The following is a 14,107-nucleotide window of genomic DNA, read 5'->3' as shown; positions in this document are numbered from 1 at the left end:
ACTACCACATCACCACGCGAACTGTGACATCCTGCCCGTTCAGCGAGACCACCCGCAACGCAGTGACCGACGCGTCGTTGTTTGTCGGTGGATTCCCACCGGTCGTGAGTATCGTCCCACAGCCGGTCCCGGCTTCAACGAGTTCCTCGCTTCCTCCATCCCAGCAGAGCGTTTCATCGGCGGCTGCTGTTGCCGTCGCGTTCCCCCGGATTGTGACGTTCACGTTCTCCCGAGCCGGGTTGAGCCCGACCCGTTCCTCCGCACTCCCACCGGAGTTGTAGCCACATCCTGACGGTGGTGCGTTCCCAGCGAAGAACTCCTGTGTACAGTGTTCTTCCAGAACGTACGGCTGTTGTGGCGACCCAAGCATCCCCATTGTGAGTCCATCGGCCACTCTGTCGGTCGTGACCGTCTCTTCCTGCACCCCCGCAGAAAACGGCGATAATAGCCCCGGAATGAACAAGAAGATGAATATCAGGACGCTTAGAAATAGGCTCATGCCGATGGCGAAGTCCAGTGTCGTCTGCCCACGCCGGTGCTCTTCGATCCAGAGTGACTGGCTGGCACGCCGGTTGGTAGACTGCGTCTCATTTCTCCTACGGTTCATAAGCCTGATTCACTAAACTGAGATTACTGGAGGGATGGTATCAGGCGTTATAACCATTGTGGCCGTACTGTAACTCCAATTACCGGATTTCTACACACCCTGCAAGGTCGATGCAATGCTGGTCTAAACAAGATCGTGGGTCCGGTTTTCTATGTCCCTGTGCTTCGATGGGTTTAAGCAATCCCATCGGAAAGCATGCAATGCACGCAAGGGCTCGTAGATCAGGGGTAGATCACTCCCTTGGCATGGGAGAGGCCCCGGGTTCAAATCCCGGCGAGTCCATCCTAATTTTACCGTCGTAGATGGATACGTGGATCCAACTAATAGCTCTGGTTTTCCCGTCTGGAGTGGACATTCCGTACTGTGTCAGTTCTGGCTTGGTTATATAATTCCGGATTCAGTTTTTATTATGAGGTCACCAGCGCCTCACATACGAAATAGAATGCGGGATATCAGCTACGGCCACTGAGTGTAATAGTGTTTCATAACTGAGTACCTATAGCTCAACGTCGCCAACTTATGTCGCTGTTTTGTCGAGATAGTGTGAAACAGTACACTTATGTGCAATAGTTGGTATGTAATTGAATATGTTCGAGTGGGGCAGCTGGGGGGCTGGAGACCGGGGTGTATCACACGTTCTGGGTGTGGTGTTGTTGGCAAGTGCTGTCATCATCGGCGCGATACTGATCGTTCAAGTGGGCAACAGACGATCGGAGATATCAACGACGACGCGAATGTTGAGCTCGCTGAGGAGGTGCTGCTGTCGGTTGATCAGAGCTTCCAGCGGTCAGATACCAATGAGTCAGTCGAGATACCAGACCGGGTTCGATCTGATATCACTGTTACAGACGATGCGACATACAATCTGACGTTGAACGGCCGCTCGGCCTGTTCGACCGGGAACCGTTCGTTACAGACGATTCGGTATCAAGAGAACGGCCAACAGGTCGGCTATCAGGGAGGGGGTGTGTGGCGGATGACCGAGTCGGGCGCGACGATGTCGTCGCCCCCAGCAGTGAACTACGACCAAGGGGCGCTGTCGGTCTCATTCGCAAATATCTCCGGACAGCAGATCGGAGGAAATTCGGTTGCAATTCGGTCGAACGCGACGGCCGAGCGGCCACACGAGGCGGCACTACAGATGGCCCTGTTCACTGATGTGTCCTACGAGGACGCTCGAACCGGCTCATTTTCGTCACCCAGTTATGAGTGTCCCCCGTCGCAGGTCGCCAACGCGACACTGACGATCAAAAACAGTAGCTATGCCCGCGCGTGGGCGGATTGGGCACGGAGCACCTACGATGACCAGTACGTCACTGTGACACCGGCCTCGGCTGAGCCGGGTGAAACGATTCATGTACGCTTTGCGCTCGGTGACGTGTCCGATTCGAAGTTCGCAGTCGATAACATTACCGTGCAGTCAGACCCTTCGAATCCCGGCCAGGCAACCGTCTCAGCGATGGTCACCAACACTGGCGGGCTGAAAGACACTCAGACCATCACATTGAAACACAATCGTTCGGGGGCGCCGAGCGAGGCGACAGAGACGGTCACGCTCGGCGGCGGGGAATCTATCACTGTGAGTGGCACGGTCGACATCGCAGTCGCGAAACCACACAACTTCACCGTCGAATCAGACCACGATACTGCCTTTGAGAGAATCGTGTATACGACTGTTCCCGGTACGCCGTCGTTGGATATCACAGGCAGTTCGATGCCAGCGACGGCGCGGCTGAATCAGGTCCCGTCGGCGACAGTCACGGTCACGAACAACGGGGAAATGACCGCGGATCAAGAGGTCCTGTTTCTGGTGAACGGTTCTGTGAACGCGACACGGAACCTAATAGTCGATCCGGGACAGAGCCGGACCGTCGACTTCGGCCCGTCGATGCCGACCAACGAGAATGGCACATACGATCTGGAGGTCGAGACAGAGGATGATACATACTCACAGCCCAAGGATGACGGGAGCTATTTCATTGTTGGCGATTCCGGTGTCTTCGAAGTTACGTCAGTTTCACCCCCCGGCGGGGTAGAGAGTGGTGAGACGGCAACTATTGGGGCGACAATCAAAAACACCGGGGACATTCGCAGCACCGGCTCCGTCACGATACATATCAAGGACGAGTCGGGGGCTGAAATAGACTCAAAAAGCAGGGACTTCACGCTCAATGGAACCAGGAACGGGGCAGAGGAAGAGACAATAACCCTCACCAGTGGCTCACTCACTGCGCCTTCGTACAGCAATTATACCTATCTCGTAGAGACACCGAATGACGCCGTCAACGGGACGTTCACTGTTGGCTCATCGGCCCCACCAGTGTTTGATGTCACCAGTGTCAGCGTCAATAATCCAGTCAGACCGGAGAACAAGACGACGGTTAGCTTCACTGTTAGCAACACCGGTGGAACGACGGATACCCAGATGCTTCACATTAGCAGAGACTGGGGTGCTGACAAATCATCTGAGGTGCAGCTTGACCCGGGTAAAGATGAGACGGTCACGCAGACGTTTACCGTTCCATCTGAAGAGGGGCTCTATCGCCTGAACTTTATGACCGAGAACCAGACCGCTTGGCGGATGTTGAATGTTCAATTGAATCCAGTAATTAAACGCGATGGGTCAGAAGTAACAACTAACAGGAGAATAAACGGCTCAATAGTGCTCAAAGGGGCTGAACTGGAAAGCAATACTGTTGATACTATTTCTCATACTCGTGTAGAGATGTCTCTGGAGGTCCGGAATCAGTCCGAGTACGAAATCCCGTTATGGCGCGATGTAGGCAACGACTTCGAGGACGGTGATGTGAACGGCCCGTATGCAGAAGAGCGGCTTGTTACCGGTGATGATCATCCATATGAGTACACAAGAACCTTCGAAAAGAATACGACCTTCTCGTTATTCGCCACGTCCTATTGGTGTGATGAGTACACATCGACTGATGTGACGTTTGAGATAGACGGAAATGAGTACGATACAGAACGATGCGTGGACCATGACGAGGTTCGTATTTCAGTTGATAACCCTGAGAATAACCAGAACGTAGACATTTTGCGTAGTGGTGATAAAACACCTGGATACGGGCAGGCAAGCAGTGCACAGCGCAGGCTTGAGGATATGCTCGGCGAAGAGCGACTCAACAATACAGGCAGCGACAACGCAACTCTCTCTCTTGCTGACGGTGAACTGGTTTTTCTTTATGAACTCTCAGAGAGGGATGCAAGCCCTGAAAACGCATACAGCAGTGATGACCCGGACTACAACGACGCAATGGCACTGTTCAGAGTGAACTCTATCGAGGAGTCTCTCTCAAAGCCAGCGTTCAGGGTTATCGACGTTGACGCTCCTGCTCGTGTTGACGAGACGAATGCACACGTGACGGCGACCGTCAAGAACGTGGGTGGCAGGTCCGGTAACGCGACGCTCACAAGTACCTTTGACGGGAGCGCAGCCGGTACGGAGACAAAAGAAATTGAGCCAAACGAGACAAAACAGTTCACCTTCGTCTTCGGGACCGGTAGCAAGCCGACGGAACAGTCGTATCTGTACAATATCTCCCTGTCTGACGAACGCAAGCGGTGGGGCGGAAATATCTACGTCGGCGAACTGGACGAGCAGTTCATGCAGGTCGATTCGGTCAGAGCCTCGGGTGCGATCGACAGTGATGGGTCTGCCAACGCTACGATTAACATCACAAATGTCGGCGATGAGGACGGAATTGCCGAAGTTGCGCTCTACACAAAGAACACCGACGACGCGAGTTCGACGTTCACAGAGGCTGACTCTACGACAACCTCGGGGCTCACAAACGGGGAGACAGAGCAAGTAAACCTCAGCATGCCGACCGACCGCGGCAACTACACGTACTACGTGCAGACGCGGAACGGGACGTCAGCAAAGCAGTCGTTCTTCGTCGGCCGGTCAAATGTCGTGGTGAACGACACGCAGGGAATCAATATCGGCGCAGAAAAATACGACACTTCAACACTCATCGAACGCCGTGGCGGTGCACAGCGGATGACCGTCGAAGTGTTTAATAATGGTACGGTCGGCAGCGAGCGTGAAGTGAACCTCACTATTACGAACAAGAGCGACGGGTCGGCCGTGTTCACAGGCTCTACAAATGTCACAGTCGGTAGCGGCGACCTGCGAGATGTCGACAAGTACCCGGCGTGGGCTGGCTACGACACCGACCTCGACCCCGGATACTACACGTACGAGGTCACAGTGTACAACGACACGGCCAGCGGGTCAATTGACGATACTGCGACGGGAGAAATCTACCTGAAGGAAGTCGACGAGAGTGGCGCAACCACGAACGACTCACCCATCTCGATTGACTCCGATACGATTACAATCGGTAGTTAAGGCCACAGCAGACCCGCTTTTTTGAGAACGGCTTCTGTGTCAGCGGTACAGTCTAGATTACATGTCTGGACGTGGCTCAGCATAATCGTATATAGAAACACGGCTATCGGCGGGGTCAGTATTGACTCCTCTCACCGGTCGAGCGCACGCAAAGAAAAACTGAGCTGTGTTGAACCGAGTTAGCCGAAGAGTTCGCCGAGGCCCTCACCGCTTGCCTCGTCGTCTTCGTCGTCATCGTCGTCGCCGCCGTCGTCGGCAGCCTCTTCTTCGGCTTCCTCGTCGGCCTCGTCGGCCTCGTCGGCGTCACCCTCTGCGGGTGCGGCCGCGCCACCGCTTGCCGGCACCGGTGCCGCAGCGGCCTGGTCGACGGCCTCCTCGATGTCGACGTCTTCGAGGGCGGCGACAAGGGCCTTGACACGGGACTCCTCGACGTCGACGCCCGCGGCGTCGAGCACGTCGGTGAGGTTGTCTTCGTTGATCTCTTCGTCAGCTTCGTTCAGGATGAGTGCAGCGTATACGTATTCCATTGTTGTAGTCTGTGTTGTTAGAACATCGCTCCGAGCGCGTCGCCAGCGTCCTCGTCATCGTCGTCATCGTCGTCGGCCTCCTCGGCCGCGTCGTCGGCGTCCGCGTCGTCCTCGGATGCGGTGTCGTCGTCTTGGTCGTCAGTCGGTTCCTCTGTCGCCACGTCGGCCTCGACGCCCTGAAGCTCCTCCGGGAGTGCCTCTTCATCGTCAATTTGCGAGGCGAGCGCACGGACCTGTGCGTCAGCCTTGCTCACGAGGTCAGGCACGACCTCGGGGTCCTCGATGGCCGCCTGGAGCGCGAGGCTCTTGGCGTTGCCACGAGCGGACTGGAGCATCGTCGGGGCCGTCGTCGCGGTCGGGTAGTCGGCGTTGACCGAGAGATTGAACGCTCGGCCGGCAGCCGCCTGGATGTCGCTCCGGTACTCGTCGATGTCGAGTTCCAGTTCCTCGGGTTCGAACAGCACACCGTCGGCGAAGACGGCGCGAAGGTCGAGACCGACCTCCTTCGGTTCGATACCGAGTTCGTTCAGCACGTTCGAAAGTTCCTGAGAGACTTCCTCGCCGGTGTCAAGCACCGTCGAGTCAGAAAGGACCTGAATGGAGCCTTCCTGAATGCGTGCGTCGGCACCCACGCTCTGGAGTTCGCCAACGAACGGACCGGGGTCGACGCCCGTGTCGCCTTCCGGAATCACGATATCGTTCGGGGCCACCTCACCGGCACCGATGGGTGCGGGCGTCTTGGAGGCCTCGAGTTCCTGAAACAGCGAGAACGGGTTATCGTCGGTCCCGATGAGTCCAACCTGCCCGGTGATGTAGCCGTTGAGGTCTTCGAGTCCGTCATCGACATCGTCGAGTGCACGCTCAAGCAGCGTGTTCCGGGAAACGCGAAGTTCGGCGGTCCCGTGCAGGTCACGTCGCATGTCCTGCAGTTGCCGGGAGGGAATCCCGGCGATGTTGACGACGCCGACGCTCTCGTAGGACTCGATCATCTCTACGATGGCGTCGACCTCTTCCTGCTTCCACTCGGGAATGGTTTCGGTCTTGCGTTCGGATTCGGCGCTCATATCAGGCAACCTCCATCGCAGGCCCCATCGTCGTCTTCACGTAGACAGTGTCGATGTTGAGCGGGCCCTTCTCGAGGTCCGCGTGCAGACGGCGGAGGATAACGTCGATGTTGTCCGCGATATTCTCGGCGGACATGTCCTCCGCGCCGACCCGCGTGTGGAACGTTCGCCGTTCCCCGCTGCGGAGCTGCACGGTGTTTTTCATGCGTTCGATGACCTCGACGACGTCGTCGTCGGGGTCGAGCGGTTCCGGCATCTTCCCACGCGGACCGAGGACGGTCCCGAGGTAGCGACCGATGTCCTGCATCAGTCCCTTCTCCGCAATGAAGAAGTCAGTGTCATCGGCAAGGTCCTTGGCGGCGTCGTCGTCGCCACCGAGTTCCTCGAGTTCATCCTCGTCGAGTACGTCGTCTGCGACTTCCTCGGCACGAAGGGCGGTTTCGCCCTCGGCGAAGACCACAATAGTGGTCTCCTGACCGGTGCCAGCAGGAAGCACGACGGACTCGTCGACGCGGTTCGACGGGTCGTTAAGATCTAAGTCGCGCAGGTTCACAGCGAGGTCGACCGTTTCGCGGAAATTCCGCTCAGGTGCGTCCTCGAGTGCGCGCGAGACTGCGTTCTCTATTTCCTGATCTGCCATTGTTCACCTCCGTAGTACGCCAATCGGCTTCTACGGGTCAGTGAAACAGGCGGATGCCTGTCTCGTGCGAGTAGACGCCAATGCGACACTTAAACCCGTCGAACCAGCACAAGGACCGCTGACGGGCGTGTTTCCGGTTCGCAGGGGCCAGTCGTTAACGGGGGTACCATCGACTGTGCAGTGGCTCAGCAGCGTCGAAAGCAAGGAAAAACACACGCCAGTCGCACAGCAACGCCAGTCCGACTTACGCTTGGGCTTCGGCCGCAAACACGTCGTCGTACTCGCCTGCGTCGATGCGCTCCTTGAACTCGCGTGGGTTCTCGCCTTCAATAGTGACACCGAGAGAGGTGCACGTCCCAACGACTTCTTTTGCGGCGTTCGTGAGGTCGTAGGAGAGCAGGTCGGGGTGCTTCTGCTCGGCGATCTGTTTGACCTGGTCGACAGAGAGGTCAGCGACGAAGTCCTCCTGGGGCTCGCCGCTGCCGGTTTCGAAGCCAGCCTCGTCCTTGATGAGTTCGGCCGTCGGCGGGACACCGACTTCGATCTCGAAAGAACCGTCGTCGTCATACTTGACGGTGACGGGGACTTCGGTGCCGTCGAACGCTGCCGTCTGGTCGTTGATCTCCTGTACGACTGCCTGCACGTCCACCGGTGTCGGGCCGAGTTCCGGACCGAGTGGCGGGCCAGGGTTGGCCTCCCCACCGGGAACGAGGACTTCGATAGTTCCAGCCATACATAGTGGAATCCTCGCGGCAGTTTAAAGGATTGCGTTTCACGGATAACTGCGTGAGGCTCCCACACGCACGAACACTCACCGTTGACTCATCATCAGAACGCCAGCGCGACAACAAATGGAGTACTTGTCAGCTCAGGCGAACGTCACGCCGTTCCGAGCGAGGAAATCGCTCGCGTCTTTGATTTCGACCGGGGAGCCAATTATCCGGATCTGTTCGCCTTCCTGATGAACGCTCACAGTGAACCGCTGTTCCAGTTCCTCGCGAATGCCGTCGAGCGCACCGACTGGCAGCAGTATCTGCGTGCTGTCGCGAAACCGACTCGCCGCTCCCATTATCGACATATGACGGAGGGCAGCCTATAGGTGTGTCGAATTACATGAGGGTCGTTTGACCATTCTGAACGGCAGGACGGCCCCATGACGTATGCCGCTGGGGTCGCGTCGGCGAGGGAGGAAAGCCTTATTCGGTGTGAGGGGCCGACATACATCTAATGGGGCTCGAAGAGGAGATTCAGGAACTCGAAGACGAAATCGCCAGCACTCCCTACAACAAGTCTACAGAGGCCCATATCGGTCGGCTGAAGTCCAAGCTCGCGGAGAAAAAGGAGAAGCTCGAACAGCAGGCTTCCTCGGGCGGCGGCGGTGGCTACGGCGTTGAGAAACACGGCGATGCGACCGTCGCGCTCGTCGGGTTCCCCAGCGTTGGGAAGTCGACGCTGCTGAACGCACTCACAAACGCCGAGTCCGAAACGGGAGCCTACGAGTTTACCACACTTGATGTCTACCCGGGAATGCTCAAGCACAAGGGTGCGAACATCCAGATTCTCGATGTTCCCGGACTTATCGAAGGGGCTGCTGGCGGCCGCGGTGGTGGGAAAGAAGTGCTGTCCGTCGTCCGGACCGCTGACCTCATCGTCTTCCTCATCTCCGTCTTCGAGATTGACCAATACGACCGCCTCCGAGAGGAATTGTACAAGAACAAAATCCGCCTCGATCAGGATCCACCATGGGTCAACGTCCGCAAGAAGGGTAAAGACGGGATTTCGGTTAACACGGCTACCGGCGTCGAACTCGACGACGAGACGGTCAAAGCTGTCCTGCGCGAACACGGGTACGTCAACGCCGACGTAACCATCGGCGAGCAGCTCGATATCGACCAGCTCATCGACGGCGTGATGGACAACCGTGTCTACCTGCCGTCCCTCGTCGCCGTCAACAAAGCCGACCTTATCGAGCCCGACTATCTTCCGAAAGTCGAAGACGAACTCCAAGAGCGAGACATTGACCCAGAGGAAGCGATCTTCATCAGCGCCGAGGAAGAGAAAGGACTGGATAGCCTCACCGAACGCATCTGGGAGGAACTCGGCCTGATCCGGATTTACATGGACAAGCCGGGCCGCGGTGTTGACCGCGAGGAACCGCTAATACTCCGTGAAGGCGACACCGTTGACGACGCCTGCGAGAAACTCGGCGGCAGCTTCGACGAGCGCTTCCGCTTTGCTCGTGTAACCGGCCCGAGCGCCAAGCACGACGAACAGCAGGTCGGGCGCGACCACGAACTCGCGGACGAGGATATCCTGCGAATCGTCGCTAACCGCTAGGTTGTCGCGCGTCGGTTCTCGCGTGCACGCAAACAACTGAAAAGAGGTCCCACGGAAGAACAATCCTGTGGAGGACCGTACCACATAGCGGAGTAGATGCGTTCATTGGTGTGGAACCCTGCTACCAACTATGGACCGCGGTCCCAGACGCCGTCTTATCGCCGTCGTTGTTGCCGGCTTCGTCCCCTGGACAGTGGTGCTAATTGGAAAGGAACTGACGCTCGTCTTCTCGTTTGGCCTGTTCAACACGAACCCGCCGGAGTTGCTCTCGGTTTACAGCTACTTCATCCGCTTTACCAGCGCACTCCCGCAGTTTATCGAATCGTGGGGTTCGGGCGTCCTGCTGTATGCCTTTGCTCTAGCCAGCGCCGTTGCGGGTGTCGTCTGGCGTGAGGATGTTCGGGTGACCGCCCTCGCACTCGCAGGTGCGGGTCTGACGCAGTTTCCGGTGTTTCTGGGGTTCAACAGGCGGCTCAACTACGTGGCTGTCCCGGTCGGCTCCCTTGTCCTGCTTATCGTGGTCTGGTGGTACTACCTCCCGGCTATCCGAGCGGACACGGCGACGCGGTGACCTGTGGTATCGAATCCGGACGGAACCGCCTCTGGCGGTAGCCTTTTCGCTCGCTCGAACCACATACCGTGTATGTGGTCACTCGATCATACGATGATGCGCGTCGAGGATCTGGACGCCTCACTGGACTGGTACCAGACGTATTTCGATTACGAGGAGAAGGGTCGCTGGGAGGCCGATAGCTTTACTAATGTCTTCCTTGGTCCGGAGGATGTCCACGACGAGGGTGCACTGCTCGAACTCACGTACAACCACGACGGGCGCTCGTATACGATGGGCGACGCGTGGGGACATATCGCCGTCCGCTGTGATGACGTGTACGACGCCTACGACGACCTGATGGACGCCGGCGTCGAGGATTACCGCGACCCAGACTCCTGTGGCGGTTCCTATGCCTTCGTCACAGACCCTGATGGCCACGAAATCGAGATCGTCGAGCGAGACCACGGCACGAAGTGGTCCCTCGACCACACAATGATCCGTGTCGAAGACGCCGAACAGGCTATCGGCTGGTACGTCCGGAAGCTCAACTACGAACTGTTCCGCCGTGAGGAGTTCGACGACTTCGCACTGTACTTCCTCAAACCCGAGGACGCCCCCGACGAGGCGATGTCGGTCGAACTCACCTACAACTACGACGGCCGGTCCTACGAACTCGGCGACGCGTGGGGGCATCTCGCGGTCCAGACTGATGACCTCCACGGCGCGTGGGAGACGCTGATGGGGCGCCACGCCGAGGACTACCGTGACCCTGAGAGCTGTGACGACCGCTATGCGTTCACCAAAGACCCCGACGGCCGCGAAATCGAAATCGTGACGAACTGACGGCACTGGTCGGTACTACCCGTCTGTTCTAATCTATTCTCGCGCGGTAGCTGTCAGAAGGAGATTCGTCTGCGGAGGCGTTCCTGAGCGAGCAGTGAGGATTCGTGAAGCCCTATCGTCTCAGGCCAGCGATACCATCTCCGATACGTAGATCTGGGTCGTCAAACGCCCGAATGCTGATCTTGTTATACACCTACAAGATTCTTAAACCACATCTAATCGCCACTGACAGCGCCTTCGTTCCCTGGCCATTCATGACAGTTGGATTTTCTTACCACAAAACATTTACAACAGACACCTGTCGTTTAGACTGTACCCCTACCCATGACGCCAGAAGTGAGTACGCCGGTTCGGTCTATGCGTGGTCGCGGTGACCGCGTTCCGACCAGGTGGAAAACTGCTGGGGTCGCCCGATAGCAATCAACAAACTATGACAGATACAAACGAAAAAATACGTAGTCTCTTCCTGACTGCGCTGATGGTCTTCTCGGTATTCGCCGGGACCGTCGCGCTCTCCGGAGGGGCTGCTGCGGCTAATCTGGACGCTGGGACGTTCTACAGCGGCCAAGAGGTAACGCTTGACGTGGCAGGTAACAACGCAGACTATGAAGTCCGGACCGTTGACGACAGCGGCGATAACGACCGAGTCGGCTCGCTTCGCCGCACGGTCAACTCCGGCGACAACGGTGAAATCGAGTTCGACCTCGATGACCGCCTGAGCGAAGGTGACTTCGTCATCCAGCGCTCTTCAAGCGGACAAGTCGTCGATCTTAGCGACCGCAGTGAAAATGATGTAAGCTCCGGAAACGGTCTTAAAGAATCTGAGACATTCGAGGTCGTCCTGCAGGACCTCACCGCCGACTTCGACGATAGTGAGGTCGGCACCACCGGTGACTCGGCCGACGTCGAGTTCGAGATTGAGTCCGACGTCCGGAACGGGTACTCGGTCAACGTCTCGTCCGATAACCTCGACCGTGACGAACTCGCCGATATCTTCGTCAACAACCTTGGCGACGGTGAAAGCCTGCCTGACGGTGTGACGGTTATCACCGACAGTACCCAGGGCGACAAACTTGAGAATGTCAACAACGCAGACGAGTTCTTCGACGACACCGAGAAGATTCAGATTATCGGCAACGCAGAGGCCGAATACACGCTGAACTTCACGGACATCAACGAAGGTAACTACACGATCGAAACCAACGTGACCGACTCCGACGCCTCGGACTCGGACAGTATCGAGGTCGCCGACACCGGTGACGACGAAGCAGCCTTCGAAGATGGCGTCGTCAGCGAAGAACGCGGTGACGTGGCGAACATTACCATCCAGCTCGACAACACCGACGAAGCGACCGTGCAGGTCGGTGACAAGGATGATGATAACTACTACGCCATCGCCGAAGTGACTGACGACGACGAGGACGGCCAAGTCTACGTCAAGTTCAACAGCTACCAGGCTGGCTCCGGCGATGCCGATGAGGTCCTTGTCGCTGGTGACGACGATACCACCATCGATAACGTCAACGAGCGGACCCTCGGCAACTTTAACGAAGAAGGCACTGCCGGCGCCGATATCCTTGAGGCGACGGACTACGATATGCTGACCGTCGAAGGCCACGTTGGAATCCCTGACAATTCAACCGTGGAAATCGAAGACGAGGACGACGTCGGAACGCTCTCCCTCGGAGAGCGGACCACCGAGACCGTCCAATTGTGGCGCGCTCCGAGCGACACGTACAACGACGAGATCAGCGACCTCGAGGATGATGAAACCGCACCGGTCTACGACCTGATCGAGGCCGGGAACATCACGCAGACCGATGAAGCGGCAATCAACGATGTCAACGACGACATCATCATCCAAGTCGAGGCCTCCGGTCTCGAAGGTGTGTTCACCGACGGTAGCGGTGACATCGACACGAGCGACTACGGTGCCAAATCCGGCGATGAGGCTGCCGATGGCGACAACAATCCTGGTGCTGCGTTCCAGCACGAGCTCGAGGATAGTGACCCTGGCGCTAACTCCGATGGCTCCGGCTTTGACATCGACCAGATTAGCGACTACAAGGTCATCTACGACGAGGCCAACGACACGCACTTCGTCGCCATCGACGGAGCTGACCTCGCAGATAACGACGAACTCAATCTCGAGGACGAAGACGAGTACGCGGCAAACTTCACTGTCTACGACTCGACCAGTGACCTCGTCGACGACGACGATGACAGCGAAGTCGTCAACGACAGTGTTCAGTTCGTCGACGCGGATGCGACGCTGAACAACGACGACGACATCTCTGTTCAGGCTGGTCCTGGTCAGCAGTTCTTCGGGACGACGAACGTCGCACCGAGCAGCGAAGTGACCGTCCGACTCCGCAGCCAGTCGAGCAGCAGTCCGTTCCTGCTCCAGCCGGAGACGGCCGTCACGGAGAACGGGACGTTCACCGCAACGGCTGACCTCAGCGAGCGGAGCCCTGGAACGAACTTCACGGCACAGACGCGTGTCGACGGCAGTGACGTCGGTGACGACATCGACGGCACGATCGTCGAAGGCGCGACGGCAACCGTGAGCATCAGTGACCAGGAATCCGACGGGAGCGAAGTCGTCGTCGACAACGCACAGTTGTCCGCCGGTGGCTTCATCGCAATCCACGCCGGTAACGCATCCGGTGATGTCGTCGGGAACTCTGAATACCTCGAGGAAGGCAGCCACGAGGACATCACGATCACGCTCGACGAGCCGATGGACGAGGACTTCACCGCGGTCGCGATGCCGCACCTCGACACCAACGGCAACGAAGCGTACGACTTCCCGGGTGCTGACGACCCGTACACCTCGGGCGACGGCCCTGTCACGGACAGTGCGAACGTGACCGTCACCTCCGAGGAAGAGCCGACGGAAACCGAAACCGAACCGCCGGAAACCGAGGAGCAGACTGAGGAGACCACCACCATGGACTCCGGAACCGACGAAGCTGAGACCACGGAAGCGTCCGGTCCCGGCTTCACGGCAGCCATCGCGCTCATCGCGCTCGTCGCTGCTGCGCTCCTCGCCGTCCGACGCGACAACTAACTGGAATCGCTCCAGTCTCTGAACACCGTTCTTTCTTTTGCGTGCTACGCCGGTAGCGGCGGCGCTGTCGTTGACGCGTTCTGACGACGACACCGCA

Annotated in this window: 11 protein-coding genes and 1 tRNA gene; 6 read left to right on the top strand and 6 right to left on the bottom strand. The window is 57.8% G+C overall.

All coding sequences use genetic code 11. The features are described 5' to 3' along the window. Nucleotide 1: 1 nt before the first annotated feature. Nucleotides 2–607 (bottom strand): DUF7287 family protein, encoded by a 606-nt coding sequence (locus tag RR_RS10300; RefSeq protein ID WP_004957046.1) that lies wholly within the window; start codon nt 605–607, stop codon nt 2–4. 210 nt (nt 608–817) lie between these two features. Between RR_RS10300 and RR_RS10295 the strand changes: the two genes are divergently transcribed. Together RR_RS10295 and RR_RS10290 are read left to right on the top strand one after the other, a co-directional pair. After that, nucleotides 818–889: transfer RNA gene (locus RR_RS10295), tRNA-Ala, on the top strand. Between the two features lie 1,297 nt (nt 890–2,186). After that, nucleotides 2,187–4,976: a hypothetical protein gene (locus RR_RS10290; RefSeq protein WP_332379619.1), complete on the top strand. Its 2,790-nt coding sequence runs from the start codon at nt 2,187–2,189 to the stop codon at nt 4,974–4,976. Nucleotides 4,977–5,155: 179 nt separating this feature from the next. On the opposite strand, the gene rpl12p is transcribed toward RR_RS10290, so the two are convergent. From rpl12p to RR_RS10265, 5 genes are all read right to left on the bottom strand, one after another. Then, nucleotides 5,156–5,503, bottom strand: a complete 348-nt coding sequence (gene rpl12p, locus RR_RS10285) for a 50S ribosomal protein P1 (protein WP_004957043.1) — start codon at nt 5,501–5,503, stop codon at nt 5,156–5,158. Between the two features lie 17 nt (nt 5,504–5,520). Then, a complete protein-coding gene (locus RR_RS10280) occupies nt 5,521–6,567 on the bottom strand; it encodes a 50S ribosomal protein L10 (protein WP_011223609.1) in 1,047 nt (348 codons plus the stop codon). Nucleotide 6,568: 1 nt separating this feature from the next. Next, nucleotides 6,569–7,207, bottom strand: coding sequence for a 50S ribosomal protein L1 (locus RR_RS10275; RefSeq protein WP_004957040.1), 639 nt, complete (start codon nt 7,205–7,207; stop codon nt 6,569–6,571). Between the two features lie 244 nt (nt 7,208–7,451). Then, nucleotides 7,452–7,940: a 50S ribosomal protein L11 gene (locus tag RR_RS10270; protein WP_011223608.1), complete on the bottom strand. Its 489-nt coding sequence runs from the start codon at nt 7,938–7,940 to the stop codon at nt 7,452–7,454. A gap of 135 nt (nt 7,941–8,075) precedes the next feature. Then, entirely contained in the window at nt 8,076–8,276 is a 201-nt protein-coding gene (locus tag RR_RS10265; RefSeq protein ID WP_004957035.1) for a hypothetical protein, read from the bottom strand. 158 nt (nt 8,277–8,434) lie between these two features. Here RR_RS10265 and RR_RS10260 point away from each other — a divergent pair, with 158 nt between their 5' ends. From RR_RS10260 to RR_RS10245, 4 genes are all read left to right on the top strand, one after another. Beyond that, nucleotides 8,435–9,544 (top strand): OBG GTPase family GTP-binding protein, encoded by a 1,110-nt coding sequence (locus RR_RS10260; protein WP_011223606.1) that lies wholly within the window; start codon nt 8,435–8,437, stop codon nt 9,542–9,544. 130 nt (nt 9,545–9,674) lie between these two features. After that, nucleotides 9,675–10,115 (top strand): TIGR04206 family protein, encoded by a 441-nt coding sequence (locus RR_RS10255; protein WP_011223605.1) that lies wholly within the window; start codon nt 9,675–9,677, stop codon nt 10,113–10,115. A 72-nt stretch (nt 10,116–10,187) separates the two neighbouring features. After that, a complete protein-coding gene (locus tag RR_RS10250; protein ID WP_011223604.1) occupies nt 10,188–10,940 on the top strand; it encodes a VOC family protein in 753 nt (250 codons plus the stop codon). Nucleotides 10,941–11,370: 430 nt separating this feature from the next. Further along, nucleotides 11,371–14,010, top strand: a complete 2,640-nt coding sequence (locus RR_RS10245) for a DUF7282 domain-containing protein (RefSeq protein WP_011223603.1) — start codon at nt 11,371–11,373, stop codon at nt 14,008–14,010. Nucleotides 14,011–14,107 lie beyond the last annotated feature (97 nt).

It is taken from the genome of Haloarcula marismortui ATCC 43049, assembly GCF_000011085.1.
GTDB lineage: Archaea > Halobacteriota > Halobacteria > Halobacteriales > Haloarculaceae > Haloarcula > Haloarcula marismortui.
The sequence above is the reverse complement of the archived record's forward strand: the minus strand, read 5'-3'. Positions and strand labels throughout refer to the sequence as shown.